Origin of the sequence: Nitrospina sp. P1_D6 (assembly GCF_052156615.1) — a bacterium.
Classification (GTDB): Bacteria; Nitrospinota; Nitrospinia; order Nitrospinales; family Nitrospinaceae; genus Nitrospina.
This window is the reverse complement of record NZ_JBQKUN010000005.1, coordinates 211767-228773: the sequence shown is the minus strand read 5'-3', so window position 1 is coordinate 228773 and position 17007 is coordinate 211767. Positions and strand designations below refer to the sequence as shown.

Sequence of the window (17007 nt, the reverse complement as noted above, 5' to 3'; positions counted from 1 at the left end):
GCCTGCATCATTCCCGTTCCAGAAGCACCGCTGTCTCCACGTGTTGCGTCTGCGGAAACATGTCGATCACTTTGATGGCGCTCACAGTGTAGCCCTGCAGGAGTGCGAGGTCCCGCGCCAGCGTGGCCGGGTTGCATGATACGTAGACGATGCGGTCCGGTTTCATCTCCAGAATCCCCGCCACCACTTCCGGCGAACAGCCTTTGCGCGGAGGATCGAGGACCACTGTCTTCACCGACGCCAGTTCCTCTTTAAGCTGAAACGCCCTCTCCAGTGGCAGGTTCCAGAACCGGCAGGAGGTGAGCCCGTTCAGCCGGGCGCTTTGTTCCGCGTCCTCGATGTTCGAGGCGGCGGAGTCGATGCCCACCACCTCGCACCCTGCCTTCCCCAGCCACAGGCTGATGCCGCCGTTGCCGCAGTAGGCATCGAGCACCTGGCCGCCGGTGCCCTCCACCCAGCTCTGCACGATGCCGTAGAGTTTGACCGACTGGTACGGGTTGACCTGGAAGAACGAAGGCAGGGACAGGTGAAACTCGAGTTCGCCCAGTTTCTCGCGGAAAAAATCCTGCCCCCACAGCGTGGTGTTTTCGTGACCGAGGATGACGTTGGTCCTGGCGCGGTTGATGTTGTGCACGATGCCCCGGATGCCGAATTTTATTAGAACGGCCTCATCGGTCAGGTCGTCCATGAACTTGCGCGAGAACTCGCCGTGGGTGGTGACCAGTCCCACCAGCGACTCGCCCGTTGCCGCCGAATACCGCACCACCAGCCCGCGCAGGAATCCGGTGTGACGCCGTTCGTTGTAAATCGACAGGCTGTGACTTTCGATCAATCCCCGCAACCATTCCTTGATGGCGGTGATCGGTTCCATCAGCGTGTGACATTCGACGTGATCGACCACGTGGTGCGTGCCCTGGCGGTAAAAGCCGATCGACGGTTTCTTGCCACGCTTCTCGACGGCGTAGTTCGCCTTGTTGCGGTAGTGCAGTGGTGGATCGGCGGGAACAGGTTCGATTTCCACCGTGATGTTCAACCCCCCGATATGCCCCAGCGCGTCCTGTACCTGCCGGACCTTGAACCCCATTTGCTTTGCGTAATCCCAGTCCTGGATTTTGCATCCGCCGCATTCCGGAAACACCGCGCACGGCGCATCCACCCGGTCGGGCGTCGAATGGAGTCGTTTGATGACTCGTGTCACCCCGAAGCGTTTCGTGGTTTTGGTGACCCGCGCTTTCACCCGGTCCTGCGGAAGGGTGTGGGGCACAAACAAGGTGTAGCCATGGTGGTGGGTGACGCCGTCGCCGCTCGATGCCAGCGATTCAACTTCCAGTTCCACGTCGTCGCCGACGTGCACCGGGATTTCCAGTTTCTGTTTGGCCAAGGTGTGCTCCATGTGAGAAAGGTCTGCGATCATACTACCGCAAAGCCCGCCGCGTCAAAAATGGATTCAATCGGCAGGGCGAAGGGAGTACAATCGGGCGCATGGAACACCATCTATGCATCATTGGCGCCATCCGGGAAGAGATTGCGGGCATCAAGGGCCGCATGCGCATTGACGAATCGTTGAAGCTGAACGGCGCCTCGGCGTTCATCGGCACGTGGGAGGGGTTTCGTCTTGTGCTGGTGCGTTCGGGTGTTGGGCGCAGACGTGCCGCCAAGGCGTTTCAACAGGTGTGCGACCATTTTCCTCTCGTTCAGGTGATTTCCATCGGCTTTGCCGGGGGGCTCGATCCCGCCTTGCAGGTCGGAGACCTGTTGATCGCCGATACCATCACGATGGTTTGCGACGGCGCGGCGGTGACCACCGAATCGATGGCCATCCCCGTGGCACTGGTGAACCAGGCGATGGTGGTGGCCTGCCCGGAGGGGGCAACCGCCTACCAGGGAACCCTGGTGACAGTGGACGACGTCGTCAGCCACCCCGACGACAAAAAAAAGCTGGGGAAAACGCACGGTGCACTGGGGGTGGATATGGAAACCTTCGAACTGGCCAAAGAAGCCGAGCGGCGCGACGTCCCGTTTTTGTCCGTGCGCGCGATCACCGACACTGCGGGGCAGACGTTGATGAACTGCTCGCATCTGGTCGATGACGACGGCAATGTCTCGACCCTCAAAGCCGGGTGGCACGTGCTGACCCATCCCGGCGACCTCACCGGCATGATCGAACTCGGCAAACACGCCCGCCTTGCCACCGCCCACCTGACGTCTTATTTAAAAGAATACCTGCATTGCCTGAAATGATATTTCCAAAGGAGCGAACGCGAATGTTGCGATGGATGAGTTGTGCGCTGTTTTCATTAGCCCTTTTGCTTCCGGGGTCCACTGATGCCCGGGAATTACGCCAGCCGTGGCAGATATTGATCGATTCCGTCACCTACCTGCGCGGTCTGCCGGAGGTGGCATGGGTCCGTGCCGAGGGGCACCATGTGATGGTAGGCTGGACCGATCCGCCGCGCCGTTTCCGCGCCATCAACCTCACTGCCGCGAAATACGCCAGCCGCGCCCTTCCGAAAGATGAGGTGCACATCGTCAGCCTGCGCGCCAATCAGACCGATTGGCATCCGGGCAGTGACGAATCCTCCCTCTGCACCACCGCCGCAATCAAAGGCGAAATCATCGAGACCAATTGTTAGACAGGGGAACGCGCGGAGGCGCAGGGTTGCCACCGGGAACCGTTTCCCCTTTCGGTCAGGGGGTGAATACCTGGTGGTACTGGCTGCCGCCGCCACCGGGGTTGGGGCCGCCGGTGATCAGGTGGATGGACCCGTTCACCACCGCCGAGCCCAGGCCGTGGCAGGGGTTGGGCATGGGTTTGTAGGTTTTCCAGGTGTTGGTGCCGGGATCGTAGGCCTCGTTCTTGTCGAAAGTGCCCTTGGTGGCTTCGCCGCCGAATACGAAAATCCTTCCATTCACCGCCTGCGAGGTGATGCCGCTCCGTTTGGTGGGGAGCGGCGCCAGCCTCTGCCATTGGCCGGTTTTCGGGTCGAACGACTCGTTGAGGTCGAGGTTGTTGCCGAAATCGACATCGATGCGTCCGCCCAGCGCATAGAATTTACCGTCCACGACAGAGACGGTCAGGTGATCACGCGGCGTTGGGATATCGGCCGCTTCCGTCCACGTGTCGGTGGCCGGATCGTACACCTCGTGCGCGCCGGTGTTCTTGAGCCGGAAGAATTTCCTGAACGCGCCGCCCACTGCATGAATCTTTCCGTCGATCACCCCCGCCCCCAGCGCACCGCGTTCCGTGGGCATCGGCGCCTTTTCCGTCCACTCATTTGACTGCGGGTCGTACTCGTAAATCGTGTCCACCGGCGACCACATTCCCGTGGCGAATCCGCCGACGACGTAAATTTTTCCGTTCACCGTCACCGCCGCGACATGGTGCAGGGCGCGAGGCAGGGGCGCGGCTTCCGACCATCCGCCGCTTGCCGGATCGTACACCTCGACTTTTTCAGCGATGCCTTCCGGCGTGAAGCCGCCGATCACGTAAATTTTTTCGTTGAGGGTGACAACGCCGACTTCGGTGCGCGGTGTCGGGGTGGGGGTCAGGACTTTCCAGCTTCCTTCCTGTGCAAGTGAAGCGGAGGGACCTGCGGCAAAGATCAGGGCGCATCCCAGAAAAAACAGGAGCGATTGAAGTTTCATCCCACACCTCCGGGGGAGAAAGGGAAGAAGGCGGCGGTTTTAAGTAAGTCGCAGGGCGTCGAGCTGCCTGATCTGGTCGAGGAGTGCCGGAAGCGTGTCCAGCCTCAGCATGTTGGGTCCATCCGACGGTGCGCTATCGGGGTCCGGGTGCACTTCCATGAACAGCATGTCGCAACCCACGGCCACTGCGCCGCGCGTGAGGTGCGGCACCAGGTCGCGCTGTCCGCCGGAGGTCGTGCCCTGTCCGCCGGGCAACTGCAAACTGTGTGTGCAGTCGAAGCAGACCGGAAACCCCAGTTCGCGCATCAGCACGAGAGAACGCATGTCCACGACCAGGTTGTTGTAACCGAACATGAAGCCGCGCTCGGTGAGCACGATGTTCTCGTTGCCCGTTTCCCTGACCTTATCGACGACGTTTTTCATGTCCCATGGCGCGAGGAACTGGCCTTTTTTCACGTTGATGGGCTTGCCGGTTTTGGCCGTCTTCACCACGAGGTCCGTCTGCCGGCAGAGGAACGCCGGAATCTGCAACACGTCCAGCACTTCGGCGGCGGGATCGACCTCCTCCTCCTTGTGCACGTCGGAGAGGACCGGCACGCCGAGCTCGGTCTTCACTTTGTTCAGGATGCGCAGGCCTTCATCGAGGCCCGGTCCGCGGAACGATTTGTACGACGAGCGGTTGGCCTTGTCGTAGGACGACTTGTATATGAACGGGATGCCCGCTCTGGAGAAGACCTCCTGCAACTGTTCGGCGGTTTCCATGGCGTGTTTTTCGGACTCGATGACACACGGCCCCGCGATGACCGCCAGCGGATGACCGTTGCCGACCGCGATGGGACCGATGTGCACTTCCTGCGTTTTCAGACTGGATTCCATAAATAAAAATTTCTAGTGCGAGGTTGCTTGTTATTTCGTTGCCAATTCAGGGAAGGGGCAGGGGGTGCGGCGTTTCCGGGCGCGACTGCAACCCGTCGGGCGCGAGGTAGCCATAGGCGATCTCCCGAACCTTCTCATTGTTGGTCGCGGTGAAAATGTTCTCGAACCCCATTTCCCGGTACGGTCCCAATTCCACCTTCTGGTCCGCGTGCTGGACCATCAGGATGAAATGGAGGTTCCGGTCCTTCTTCTTCACCCGCTCCAGCGCCTTCAGGTCCGTCTGCCCTTTGCGGATGACGTAAATCAGCAGGTCGCACTGGATCGGCGTGCGTTTGCCGAAGGCGTTGGCCAGGCTGACGAAGCTCATGATGGTGAAGCTCTCCTGCTTGAGAAACTTGGCCAGCTGGAGGCGCTCGAACTTGACCGGATCGACAATGAAAATGGTTTTGTAATCCATGAGTAATACCTGTGTTTCCAATCGGTTCAGTGTAACACCAAACATCCGGCCCGTTGAACCAATTTTCCCAAATGCCCGTTTTGGCCTGTTTGGACGCGGCTTTTAGGTTTGACTTTGTTCCGGCGGTCTGAAAAAATATTTGTAATCAATCCTTTATCCCGTGCTCCCTATGTACTGGAAACAATGGATGGCGGTGTTCGGATGCGGTCTCCTGCTGGCGGCGGGCGGAGCGCTGGCCGAGGACACCGAAACCCAGCAAGCGCCGCCAGAGTCCTCGACCCAGAGCACCTCCTCGGGCCGGGTCGTGGTCATCAACATTGCGGGAGCCATCAACCCCGTTTCCGCCGACTACACCAGCAGACACATCCAGGCCGCCAATGACGAGGGCGCGGCGCTGGTGGTCCTGCAGATGGACACGCCGGGCGGACTCGACACCGCCATGCGGCAGATCATCAAGGCCATCCAGGCCTCGGACGTTCCGGTAGCCACTTATGTAGCGCCCAGCGGATCGCGCGCCGCCTCGGCGGGCACGTTCATCACCATCGCTTCCCATATCGCCGCCATGGCGCCGGGCACCAACATCGGTGCGGCGCACCCGGTCAACATGATGGGCGGCGGCCAGCAGGATGACAAGCAGGGCAAACCTTCACCGATGGAAGAGAAGGTGGTCAACGACGCTTCGGCGTACATCCGCTCGCTCGCCGAAAAACGCGGCCGCAACGCCTACTGGGCGGAAAAGGCCGTTCGGCAGAGCCAGTCCATTTCCGCCGAGGAGGCGAAGAAACTGGGCGTGATCGATCTCGTGGCCGGGAGCCTCGATGCGCTCCTGCTGGCCATCGATGGACGCGAGGTGAAACTCGACAACGGGCGCACGGTGACGCTCGACACCAAAAACAAACCTCTCGTCCATCGCGAGATGACGCCGCGCGAACAGATCCTCGACGTCATCTCCAATCCCAATGTCGCCTACATCCTGATGATGATCGGCATGGTGGGACTGTACTTTGAATTGTCCAATCCGGGGCTCATCCTGCCCGGCATCCTGGGCGGCATCAGCATGATCCTCGCCCTCTACGCGATGCAGACCCTGCCCATCAACTACGCGGGATTGCTTTTGATCCTGCTCGGTGGCATTTTGTTCGTCGTCGAACTCAACGTGCCGACGTTCGGCCTGTTGACGGCGGGCGGCACGGTGTCGCTGTTGCTGGGATCGATCATGCTGATCGACAGCGACGACCCGGCGATGCAGATTTCGAAGACGGTGCTGATCCCGACGTTCGTCGTCTCGGTGCTGGTGACCGCAGGCGCGGTGTGGCTGGCCACGCGCTCCGCCGGACTCAAGGCGGTGAGCGGGCACGAGGGGCTCATCGGCGAGCACGGCACGGCGTACTCGAAGCTCAACCCGAAAGGCCGGGTGCTGGTGCACGGCGAAATCTGGCAGGCGGTGTGCGACGGCACCATCAAGAAGGGCGATCCGGTGGTGGTGGAAGCGCTCGACGGCCTCACGGTGCGGGTCAAAAAATCCGGTTGATGCGTTGATGAAAGGAAAGCGTATTTTCGAGACGGCGGCGGCAATCCTGGCGATCCTCGTGTTCTACGCGGTGGTGCTGGTCAGTTGCGAGAACAAGATCATCTATCACCCGCACACGTACCCGGACGGGGAGTGGGACGCGGCGGACGGCATGCCGGTGGAGGACGTGTGGTTCACCGCGTCCGATGGAACCAGACTGCACGGCTGGTATTTTCCCGCCATCGAGGCGCGCGCGACGTTACTCTTCTTTCACGGCAACGCGGGCAACCTGACGCACCGCGTGGACAACATCCAGCGCCTCACCCCGCTCGGCCTCAATGTGTTCATCTTCGATTACCGCGGTTACGGCAAAAGCGAAGGCGCGCCGGACGAGGCGGGCATTCTGCAAGACGCGCAGGCGGCGTACGACACGCTGGTCAAGGAACGCAAAGTGCCGCCGGATACGGTGATCCTGTTCGGCAGGTCGCTGGGTGCGGCGTTCGCCACCGACGTGGCCCACCGCAACCCGGCGGCGGCGCTGATCCTCGAGGCGGCGTTCACCAGCGCCAGAGACATGGCAGGCGCGATGTTCCCCATCCTGCCCATCGGCTGGGCCATCCGTTCGAAACTGAACGCGGTGGACAAGGTCCCGGACATCACCATCCCGAAGCTCATCATCCACGGCACCGGCGACGAGGTGGTGCCGTACAAACTGGGACGCAAGCTGTACGACGCGGCGGCGGAGCCGAAAGCGTTTTACGATCTGCCCGGCGCGGGGCACAACAACACCTACCGCCTGGGCGGGCAGGCATACTTCGACCGCATCCACCGTTTCGTCGATGAGGCGCTGGCGGAGGGCAAACCGAAACTTTCAAACAAGCAGACTCCATGAAAAAAATCTGGATGGTATGGATGGCGGCGGCGGTCTGGATGCTGGGCGGACTCGCCGCCTGCGGCAACGAAGCGACCAGCCACCTGCACGAGGCGGCGAAGATCGGCGCGGTCGGCATGATGGACAAGCTGATCGAGCAGGGCGAGAACATTGACGTGAAGGACGCGTTTCACCGCACGCCCCTGCACTGGGCCGTGGCGCGGAGTCACGTGGAGGCCGTGCGGTATCTCGTCGATCACAAGGCCAACGTCAACGCGCGCGACCGCGAGGGATTCACACCGCTTCACTTGGCGACGCAGTTGGGCGAACCGGCGATGGCGCGCCTGCTCATCGAAAGCGGCGCGGACCTGGAGTTGAAAGAGAACTCGTGGCAGAAAACGCCGCTTCATTTCGTGGCGCAGTTCGGCACCGAAAACCTGGCGAAGCTGTTCGTCGAGAAGGGCGCGAACGTGAACGTGCGCGACGCGCTGGAGCTGACGCCGCTTCATTACGCGTCGCTCAGCGGACAGCAGGGCGTCGTCACGTTGCTGGTGGATCATGGAGCCGACGTTCACGCGCGGGGACAGGACCCCTTCACCCGCCAGCCGAACACGACGCCGATGCAACTGGCCTTCGACCCGCAGATGCGCCTCCTCCTCAAATCCCTGGGCGCGAAGGAGTGACGCGTTCTTCCCTCATCTTGTGCCCCTCCTGCAAATGGATTATGATGCCTTCCTTTGGTTTTTATTTACGGAACAGGTGAATGGCGACACGGGCGGGGGCTAAAGAAAAAGAACTGCGGCGGGAGATCCTGAAGGCGGTCAAGCGTGTGGTGATCAAGATCGGGAGCGGCGTGATCAGCGATCACGAGTCGGGCCGCACCGCGCTCGAACGGGGCTTGAGCGAAAAACGCATCCGCAGTTACGCCCGGCGCATCAAACACATCACCGATCTCGGCGTCGAGGTCATCGTCGTGTCTTCCGGCGCCATCATGGCCGGCCGCCAGCGCCTCAACCTGGTGCGCTCCACCCTCGACATTCCGGAAAAACAGGCCTGCGCCGCCATCGGCCAGAGCCACCTCATGCGCACCTACGAACATTATTTCGACAAGCAGGGCCTGAAGGTGGCGCAGATCCTGCTCGGCCACGACGACCTCGAGCACCGCAAACGCTTCTTGAACGCCAAGCACACCATCGAGGCCCTTTTGGAGCGCGGCGTCATCCCCATCGTCAATGAAAACGATTCGGTGACGGTCGATGAAATTAAGATCGGCGACAACGACACGCTGTCGGCGAACGTCGCCTGCATGGCGGGGGCGCAGTTGCTGGTCATTCTGTCGGACGTGGACGGCCTGTTTGACGGCGACCCCGCCCGCGCGCGCAAAAACGCGGCGGACGCGCCGAAGCTGATCTCGCACGTGGACCGCATCACCGCGGATATCGAACAGCTGGCGGGCAAAAGCCGGAACCCGCTCTCCGTCGGTGGCATGTACACGAAGGTGCTGGCGGCGAAAAAGACCATGAGCTTCGGCATCCCCACGTTGGTGGTCAACGGGCTGGATGGTAAGATACTGGACAGGATCTTCGCCGGGGCGGCGGTGGGCACGCTGTTCTGGTCGGGAAAGACCAAGATCCGCGACCGCAAGCACTGGATTGCCCACACGCTCAAACCGGCGGGCACGCTGACCGTCGATGCCGGGGCCTGCAAGGCCATCGTCGAGCGCGGCAAAAGCCTGCTGCCGGCGGGGGTGGTGAAGGTCGAGGGCGCGTTCGAGTTTGGTGCGTCGGTGCGCATCGTGTCGGACGGCAACGAGATCGCCCGCGGCCTGGTCAATTACAGCGCCGGGGCGCTCGATCGCATCAAGGGCATGAAGACCCCGGCGATCCGCAACCTCGTCGGTACCGATTTCTACGAAGAAGTCGTGCACCGCGACGACCTGGTGGTGCTTTAATCATGGCGAAATGGTGGGAAAAGGAACCGGTCCGCTTCGAATGCCAGCAGGGGTGTTTCAAGTGCTGCATGAAACCCGGCGTGGTGTATTTCGATTCCGACGACGTCCACCGCGCGGCGGACTATGTGGGGCTGAACCCGAGCGAGTTCCGCAAAAAGTACCGCCTGCGCAAGTTCGAGGGCTACTGGGAGATGGAAGTGAAGGAGGGGTCTGCCTGCACCTTCCTCACCATGCAGGGCTGTTCCATCCACCCGGCGAAACCGAAACAGTGCAGTGCCTACCCGTTCTGGAAGGAACACCTCGACTCCAAAAACTACTGGACCCTGGTCGGGGGGTTCTGTCCCGGCATCAACGAAGGCCCGCCCGTTCCCGCTAAAGAGATCAAGCAATACCTGCGGGATTTCCGCCTCTAGCCTGCATTTCCCGCTGTCCCAAAAGCGGTTGACATTGCCCCGGCGCGGACCGATAATAACTTCCCGGTCAAAACTCTGAGACCAACCCCGCACGACCGGCCTTGCCAGCCTGTGCTCGATTCCATTAAACCGACAAAGAAGGGACCATCATGCCTGTTTCCGTAGTGGTGGGTATGCAGTGGGGCGATGAGGGTAAAGGGAAAATCATCGACCTGTTCTCCGAAGAAGCCGACGTCGTCGCCCGTTACCAGGGAGGCCACAACGCCGGCCACACCATCTGCTTTGGCGACCAGAAGTTCATCCTGCACCTCATCCCGTCCGGTATTTTCCACAAGGGCAAGCTGTGTGTCATCGGCAACGGCGTGGTGATCGATCCCAAGGCGCTGGTGGAAGAGATCGGCATGCTCAAAAAGGCGGGGTTCGAGTTCGACGACAAGCTGGTGATCAGCGACCGCGCGAACATCATCCTGCCGTACCACATGGTGTCCGACCAGAACAAGGAGAGCACCTCCGGCGACCGCAAGATCGGCACCACCGGTCGGGGCATCGGTCCGTCCTACGCCGACAAGGTGGCCCGCGCGGGACTGCGCCTGTGCGATTTCCTGGACGAGGCGATCCTGAAAGACACCATGCGCGCCAACTACGAGGAAAAGAAAAAAATCCTCAAGAACCTGTACGGTTGCGACCTGCAGGATTTTGAAAAACTGTACGACGACCTGCTCGGCTACCGCCAGGTCATCCTCAAATACATCAACGACACCCAAAGCATCCTGCGCAAAGAGATCGCGGCGGGTCACAAGGTTCTGTGCGAAGGCGCGCAGGGCACCATGCTGGACGTGGACCATGGCACCTATCCGTTCGTCACCTCGTCCAACGCCACCTCCGGCGGCGCGTGCACGGGGCTCGGCATCCCGCCGAACAAGATCACCCGCGTCATCGGCGTGATCAAGGCGTACACCACGCGCGTCGGCGAAGGCCCGTTCCCGACGGAGCTGACCGACGAATTCGGCGAGCAGTTGCGCAAGAACGGCGACGAGTTCGGCTCGACCACCGGGCGGCCTCGTCGCTGCGGCTGGTTCGACGCGGTGGTGGCGAAGTACGCGGTGGAACTGAACGGCATCGACGCGGTGGCTCTGACCAAGATCGACGTGCTCGATACATTCGACACCGTCAAAGTCTGCACCGGTTACTCGCACAAGGGCAGGGTGCTGGAAAGCATGCCCGCCTGCCCGCGCGTGCTGGAGGAATGCGAGCCGGTGTATACTGAGTTTCCGGGCTGGAAGCAGAAAACCTCCGGCGTGCGTTGCTTCAGTGATCTGCCGGACAACGCCAAGCGTTACATCGACGGCCTGCAGAAACTGCTGGACGTGGAGATGCTGATGATCTCCACCGGGCCGCACCGCGACCACACCATTTCGCAGGGCGCACTGTTTTAATTCTTCGCATCGAGGTGGGCGATGAAGATTGAAGTTGCCGACAACGTTGCCGAATTCCTGAACGAGCGGGGCCGGTCCGACCTGACCATCGAGGTCGAAGACCTGGAAACGCCGTGTTGCGTCGGCAGGCTTCCTGAGATGCGGGTCCGGCACCAGCCGCCGCTCGATCCCACCGGTTACCGTCATTTTGAGGCGGGCGGCATCACCCTCCATTTATCAAAGCTTCTGCACACCGGCGACACCGTGCGGGTGTACGTTTCCGGCATGGGCCCCTTCAAAAAGATCGAAGTCTCTGGCATCCACCTCATTTTGTAATTTATAATAAAGCTCCATTATGAATGTCGTTTTTCCCGGTCGATAACCCGGGGTTTGTAAAGGCGTTATGCTGACCTGGACCATACTCATTGGCGCGTGCCTGTTTTTTTATTTCGCCGGTTACCGGTATTACGCCGGGCGGCTGGACCGCGACGTGGTGCGCCCGGATGCGGGATCGCACACCCCTGCGGTGACGGAGAACGACGGCGTCGATTACGTGCCCAGCAAACCGATGGTGCTGTTCGGCCACAATTTCGCCTCCATCGCCGGGGCGGGGCCGGTGATCGGTCCCATCATCGCCATGCACCATTTCGGCTGGGCGCTGACCCTGGTGTGGGTGCTGGTCGGCAACGTGTTCATCGGTGCGGTGCACGACTACCTGACGCTGATGATGTCGGTGAGAAACCGTGGCCGCTCGGTGGCGGACATCGCCGAATCCACCATGGGCTCGCGCGCCAAATCGGTGTTCGCGCTGTTTCTTGTGCTGGCGATGTTGCTGGTCATCGCCGTTTTCGGCGTGGTGGCGGCGAAGACCTTGATCGCGCAACCGGAGATGGTCATTCCCACCTTCGCCATCATCCCCATCAGCATGATCCTGGGCTGGTTCATCTATAAAAAAGGCGGCAACCTGACCGCCGCGTCGATTGTGGCCGTGCTGGCACTCGTCGCAAGCATTTATGCCGGATTCAAACTGCCCCTGCCGCTGGAAGGCGATGTGCTCGGTCTGTCGCCCCTGATGTTCTGGTTCGTCCTGCTCATGATCTACGCCGCCGTGGCGTCGGTGCTCCCCGTCCACGTTCTCCTGCAACCGCGCGATTACCTCTCGACGTACGTGCTGTTCGGCAGCATGTCACTCGGCATCCTGGCGTTGCTGTGGGTGGCGCCCGGACTCAACACGCCTGCGTACATGGGCGGGTTTTCGCAGGAACAGGGTCCGGTGTGGCCAATGCTGTTCGTGCTGGTGGCGTGCGGCGCAGTATCCGGATTCCACTCCCTCGTCGCCGGAGGCACCGTGTCAAAACAACTGGCGAGCGAATCACAGGGTCGCCTCATCAGTTACGGCGGCATGCTGACGGAAGGCGTGGTCGCCGTGGTCACGGTGTTGCTGGTCGGCGGCGGGTTGTACTGGGTGGCGCCTGCGGGCGGCGGCGTCGATATGGCCGAGCTCGGTTTCCGTGAAACATTGAAGGCCGGGGGCTGGATCCACGCCTTCGGCCACGGTTACGGCAACGTGGTCCACCAGATGCTGCCGTTTCTCAGCTTCACGCTGGCGTCGATGATCGCCGTGCTGGCGCTCAACACCTTTGTCATGACGACTTTGGACACGGCGGTGCGCATCACGCGTTTCATCGTGCAGGAGTCGCTGGGCCAGCGCGTGCCGGTGTTCCTCAACAAATACGTCACCACGGCGGGCGTCATCGCCATCGCGTTTGTGATCGGCGCGAGCGACGGCTGGCAGAAAATCTGGCCGATCTTCGGCGCGACCAACCAGTTGATCGCCGCCGTCGCGCTGTTCGTCATCGCGACTTACCTCATCGGTGTCAAGCGGCCGACCGCCTACGCGTTGTATCCGGCGGTGTTCATGGTGATCACGACCATTGGTGCGTTGTCGTGGCAGGCCTACCGGTTTTTCACCGCGCCGGAGCCGCACCTGTTTCTGGGGACGGCGGCGCTGGTGCTCATCGGGCTCGCCCTGTTTGTCGGGCATGAGGGATTGCAGGCCTTGAAAGGCCGCAAAATCAGCACCGAACCCGCCCCCAGCGAGGCGTGAGGAGGACCGGATCCGGGTTTCCCCGGGGCCGCCTGCGGTGTGCGGTTGATTTTTCCCCGGCCGGGGTTGTATGATGGGCGGAATGGACCGATCCAGTTGAAAGGGGTAGCGTTATGAAGTTGAGCGAGGTCATAGCAAGACAGACGGAGAAGAAAACCGGAGGTCAGACGCCCGGAGACCGCCCAAGGACCCCCGTGAACAACCGGGCGCTCAAAGTGATCCGCACCCGCGAAACCCCGAATCCCAACGCCCTGCAGTTTGTGTTGAACGCACAGATTCTTGAGACCGGGAACAAATCGTATTCCTCGCCTGAAGACTGCGGCGACGACAAGCTGGGTCAGGCCCTGTTCAAGAATTCGGCGGTGAAGAACGTGTACATCATGAAAAACTTCGTCACCGTCACCAAGCAGGACACGGCCGGGTGGAATCCACTGAAGACCCAGGTCTGGAACACCATCGACGAGCTGGTGGACGTGTACCCCAGCGAGGAGGCAGGCAAGACGGCGCACGTGGACGTGTCCGATTTCAACAGCCTGCCGCACGAAAAGAAGCTGGAAGCCATTGAGATGGTGCTGAACCGCTCCATCCGCAGTCAGCTGGCGCAGGATGGCGGCGGTGTGGACCTGCAGGGCCTGGAGGGCAAGGAGGTGCTCATCCACTACCAGGGTGCCTGCGAGAACTGTCCGTCATCGATGACCGGCACCCTCCAGCACATCGAAAAACTCATCAAACAGCAGTTGGACCGCGAACTCGTGGTCAAATCTGTCTGACCTCCTGGGAGGGGTCGGGGATAAACGGGCCTCCCGGACGGGAGGCTTTTTTATTTCCCGGTGAATGCGCCACCGGTGAGAAGGTCCCCCAGAGCTTCAAAGATGCGCTTGGGCTTGGCGAGAATCGATTTGGCGGCTTCCATGTCCACGTGGGGATCGTTGAAGGGCCCTTCCAGCTTGAAGTAGGTTTCCACCAGTCCTTCGTCGGTTTTGCTACCCGCCACGAACCGACCCAGAAGGGGCACCCCCTGTAAGACTTTGTCCAGGTCCCCCATCGGCAGGGCCTTGCCGTGCATGTCAAATTTCTCTGTGTTGAGATCGGCCGTGCCTTCCAGGTACACCTTCAGGTACTGGCCTTCCAGTCCCATCAAGGGAGTGTGCACGACGCCTTTTTTGATTTCAAACGTTCCGCCCATGCGGTCGAACAGCAGTCCCTTGTCACTCAGCTTTTGCAGGGCGGTGGGATTGAGGATGGTGAGGATGGCTTTCACCGCACCCAGTTCCTTGAGGCTTCCTTCCGTGACCAGCAGTTTGAGGTCGCCGTTCATGCCCCTGGTTGCCGGACCTTTTTTGGGGACATGCCCCTTCAGGTTCCCGGTGAACTTGACGATGCCTTTGAGGTGTTTCTTTTCGTAATCCTCAATGGAAAGGCCCTTGCCGCCGAAAGAAAAATCGTATTTGTCCTTCGCCGTGTTGTAGACCCCCTTGATGCCCATGGTGCCGTTGCGTGGCACGAACGCAGACTGGCTGAGAACGATCCTGTTTTTTGGCAGAGTCACTTCGCCGGTGATACGCTTGAATGGATACCCCTTCGCGTTCACCCGGGTCAATTTGAACCCGATGGACACCGGCACCTTGGGCGGCCTGGAGTTCACCCGAAACACTGCATCCTGAATCGAAAAGTTGTGTTTATTCGGAGAAAGCACCATTTTCTCTCCCTGAAGGGTGCCGTTGAGCCGGATGCGGTCGATTTCAACCGGGCCCCGCGCTTTCACGTTGCCCGACAATACCGTTTTGACCAGACCCCACTCCGAGGGCCACTTCACCTGCGAAAGATCGAGTTTGTCGAATTTGAAATCGGAGTCGAGCCGGGTTACCGATTTCTTGCTATCCGGTTTGGGGAGAATGATCTTTCCATTCTGGGTCAGTTCCCCGTTCAACACCGACGCTTTGATTTTGCTCTTGATGTTGCGGCCGTTCATGGTCGCGTCCGCATCCAGCCGCGAAACGGGAAGGACCATATTGTCGAGGGCCTGGATTTTGATGAGCACGTCATCGGCAACCAGACTGGTCTCGTACGTCAGCTTGTCCGGGTTGTTCACCGGGCCCTTTGCCGTCAGTTTGCCGGTAAGCACGCCTTTGCTTATGCCTGCCGATTTGGGAATCGGCAGTCGTACCACATCCACGCGGTTCACTGTGACGGTGGAGTCGAGGATCATGCTTTCGTTTTCTTTCGCGGGAAAGGTGAGGTCCCCATCATACTGGACTTCTCCGCCGAAGGCCGTGGCCTTGAGCGTGTTGTGGAGTTTGCGGTTTTTCATCTGTGCATCCGCCTGCCAGCGACCAACAGGGATTTGCAGGTCAGCGGGTGTGAGCAGCAACTCGTCCCCGGATAGCGAAGCGTTGAGGATCAACTCATCGAGGACGGCGGGTCCGCGCAACTCGAATGACCCGGTCACCAAACCATTCGCCCATTGGGAGACCTCTGGGATGCCCAGCTGATTGAGTTCCAGCTGGTTCACCTTTGTGGTCGTGTTCAATTCCGGATCCGGGTTGTTTTCCAGAAACCGCAGGTCACCGGAATGCTCGATTCGGCCTGCACCCATGTCCAGGTCGAGGTGATGGTTCAGGTTGCCCTTTCGCCAGATAACGTGGCTGTCCATGTGATCGAACAGGTAAATCCGATCTGCGGCGGTGACGGAAACATTGTTTCCCATGATGTGCGCCTGAACTACTGCCTGCTTCGTGAATTTATCTCCATCTTCCAAAGCATCCAAAGGCACCTGCATTTCCGCCTGAAGTAACTCGAAATTCCCCTGGGGTTGGTATTTTTCCAGAACTTTCGAGGGATCGACGGGAATAAAAAAATGGATGGCTTGAAGGTCCTTGAGGTGGAACCGGTTCAACTCCATATGAACATCCAGGGATGCGTTTGGGGTCAGCACTTCATGCACCACAAGGTCGCCGAAGAGGTGAAGTTGGTCCATATAAACATCCAGGTCGGTCAGGGCCAGGTCCAGCTTTTGGTTGCTGGGTCGGGAAATCTGGATCAACCCGGACAACCGCATCATTTGCTGATCTACGGGCTTTCCGCCCCTGCGTTTGATCCAGTAAATGCGACCCTGTTCGACGTCGATGTTATCGATTGCCAGATGAAAATTGCGAAAGGTGTCGCGGATGGAATTGACCACGGTCTTATCGTCTTTACTTCCAGGTACCGGCTCTTCAGGCTTTTCTTCCTCTTCGTCCTGATTGAGGTAGATGGTGACCACGGGCTGAATGAGGTCGATGGTCTTCACCTCAACTTTTCCTGCAAGCAGGGGCATGAGGTAAACATGAACGAAAAGGGTTTTGGCGGAAACGAATTTGTCCTTTCCATCCATGGACTCAACGCTCACGCCATCGGCTTTCAGGCCGAATCCGTCGTGAAAATCGTAGGCAAGCCCTTCGATTTTCACCTTCATACCGGTGGCTTCGGTGAGAGTCTGGGTGAGAGACCCTTTCAGGGATTTTACATCCACGAAATATGCAAGCCCGGCGAGAACCAGAACCCCCAGGAAGACCATCGCCGCAAAACCCCACATGACCCGTTTGACCAGTCGGACCATTCTCCTTCCACGGGGCGATTTTTTTTTGGGTTTGTTTGACGCCGGAGTTTTTCCGGAAGAGGGAGGGGTGGCTTTTGAAGCGTTTCCGGAACCAGCCGGAGAGCTGCTTTTGGCCCCTTTTTTTGGGGAATTGAATTTCTTGGGGGTATTGGCCATACCTTTAA

16 protein-coding genes are annotated in these 17007 nt (G+C 60.0%); 11 read left to right on the top strand and 5 right to left on the bottom strand.

Features of this window, described 5'->3' with window-relative positions; all coding sequences use genetic code 11:
- Nucleotides 1–7: 7 nt before the first annotated feature.
- Entirely contained in the window at nt 8–1393 is a 1386-nt protein-coding gene (gene rlmD / locus ACTRXA_RS10685) for a 23S rRNA (uracil(1939)-C(5))-methyltransferase RlmD (protein ID WP_442427179.1), read from the bottom strand.
- An 89-nt stretch (nt 1394–1482) separates the two neighbouring features.
- Between rlmD and ACTRXA_RS10680 the strand changes: the two genes are divergently transcribed.
- Entirely contained in the window at nt 1483–2241 is a 759-nt protein-coding gene (locus ACTRXA_RS10680) for a phosphorylase family protein (protein ID WP_442427178.1), read from the top strand.
- A 23-nt stretch (nt 2242–2264) separates the two neighbouring features.
- On the top strand, nt 2265–2633 hold the full coding sequence (locus ACTRXA_RS10675) for a hypothetical protein (RefSeq protein WP_442427177.1): 369 nt from the start codon (nt 2265–2267) through the stop codon (nt 2631–2633).
- A 55-nt stretch (nt 2634–2688) separates the two neighbouring features.
- Here ACTRXA_RS10675 and ACTRXA_RS10670 read toward each other — a convergent pair whose 3' ends face one another.
- Genes ACTRXA_RS10670 through ACTRXA_RS10660 form a run of 3 tightly spaced genes read right to left on the bottom strand, consistent with a single transcriptional unit; the run spans nt 2689 to nt 4978 of the window.
- Entirely contained in the window at nt 2689–3645 is a 957-nt protein-coding gene (locus ACTRXA_RS10670; protein WP_442427176.1) for a Kelch repeat-containing protein, read from the bottom strand.
- Between the two features lie 39 nt (nt 3646–3684).
- Entirely contained in the window at nt 3685–4521 is an 837-nt protein-coding gene (gene kdsA / locus ACTRXA_RS10665; protein WP_442427175.1) for a 3-deoxy-8-phosphooctulonate synthase, read from the bottom strand.
- Nucleotides 4522–4567: 46 nt separating this feature from the next.
- Nucleotides 4568–4978, bottom strand: a complete 411-nt coding sequence (locus ACTRXA_RS10660; protein WP_442427174.1) for a hypothetical protein — start codon at nt 4976–4978, stop codon at nt 4568–4570.
- Nucleotides 4979–5147: 169 nt separating this feature from the next.
- On the opposite strand from ACTRXA_RS10660, the gene ACTRXA_RS10655 reads away from it, so the two are divergent.
- The 9 genes from ACTRXA_RS10655 to ACTRXA_RS10615 all read left to right on the top strand — a co-directional run bounded on the left by ACTRXA_RS10655 (nt 5148) and on the right by ACTRXA_RS10615 (nt 14015).
- The gene (locus ACTRXA_RS10655; RefSeq protein ID WP_442427173.1) at nt 5148–6509 is read left to right on the top strand and encodes an NfeD family protein; all 1362 of its coding nucleotides are present in this window, start codon (nt 5148–5150) and stop codon (nt 6507–6509) included.
- Between the two features lie 7 nt (nt 6510–6516).
- The gene (locus tag ACTRXA_RS10650) at nt 6517–7380 is read left to right on the top strand and encodes an alpha/beta hydrolase (protein ID WP_442427172.1); all 864 of its coding nucleotides are present in this window, start codon (nt 6517–6519) and stop codon (nt 7378–7380) included.
- The gene (locus tag ACTRXA_RS10645) at nt 7377–8042 is read left to right on the top strand and encodes an ankyrin repeat domain-containing protein (protein ID WP_442427171.1); all 666 of its coding nucleotides are present in this window, start codon (nt 7377–7379) and stop codon (nt 8040–8042) included. Before ACTRXA_RS10650 ends, ACTRXA_RS10645 begins: the two co-directional genes overlap by 4 nt.
- Nucleotides 8043–8155: 113 nt before the next feature.
- Nucleotides 8156–9310, top strand: a complete 1155-nt coding sequence (gene proB, locus ACTRXA_RS10640; protein ID WP_442427260.1) for a glutamate 5-kinase — start codon at nt 8156–8158, stop codon at nt 9308–9310.
- A 2-nt stretch (nt 9311–9312) separates the two neighbouring features.
- Nucleotides 9313–9723 carry a YkgJ family cysteine cluster protein gene (locus tag ACTRXA_RS10635; protein ID WP_442427170.1) on the top strand — a complete coding sequence of 137 codons (411 nt, stop codon included), beginning with the start codon at nt 9313–9315 and terminating at the stop codon, nt 9721–9723.
- Nucleotides 9724–9872: 149 nt separating this feature from the next.
- Complete coding sequence (locus tag ACTRXA_RS10630) at nt 9873–11159, top strand: adenylosuccinate synthase (RefSeq protein WP_442427169.1); 1287 nt, start codon at nt 9873–9875, stop codon at nt 11157–11159.
- A 21-nt stretch (nt 11160–11180) separates the two neighbouring features.
- Nucleotides 11181–11474, top strand: a complete 294-nt coding sequence (locus tag ACTRXA_RS10625) for a CC/Se motif family (seleno)protein (RefSeq protein WP_442427168.1) — start codon at nt 11181–11183, stop codon at nt 11472–11474.
- A 67-nt stretch (nt 11475–11541) separates the two neighbouring features.
- Nucleotides 11542–13245, top strand: a complete 1704-nt coding sequence (locus tag ACTRXA_RS10620) for a carbon starvation CstA family protein (protein ID WP_442427167.1) — start codon at nt 11542–11544, stop codon at nt 13243–13245.
- A gap of 194 nt (nt 13246–13439) precedes the next feature.
- Nucleotides 13440–14015, top strand: coding sequence for a NifU family protein (locus tag ACTRXA_RS10615; protein WP_442427166.1), 576 nt, complete (start codon nt 13440–13442; stop codon nt 14013–14015).
- Nucleotides 14016–14065: 50 nt separating this feature from the next.
- Here the strand turns inward: ACTRXA_RS10615 and ACTRXA_RS10610 are convergent, their stop codons facing one another.
- Nucleotides 14066–16843, bottom strand: coding sequence for a hypothetical protein (locus tag ACTRXA_RS10610; RefSeq protein ID WP_442427165.1), 2778 nt, complete (start codon nt 16841–16843; stop codon nt 14066–14068).
- Nucleotides 16844–17007: the final 164 nt, after the last annotated feature.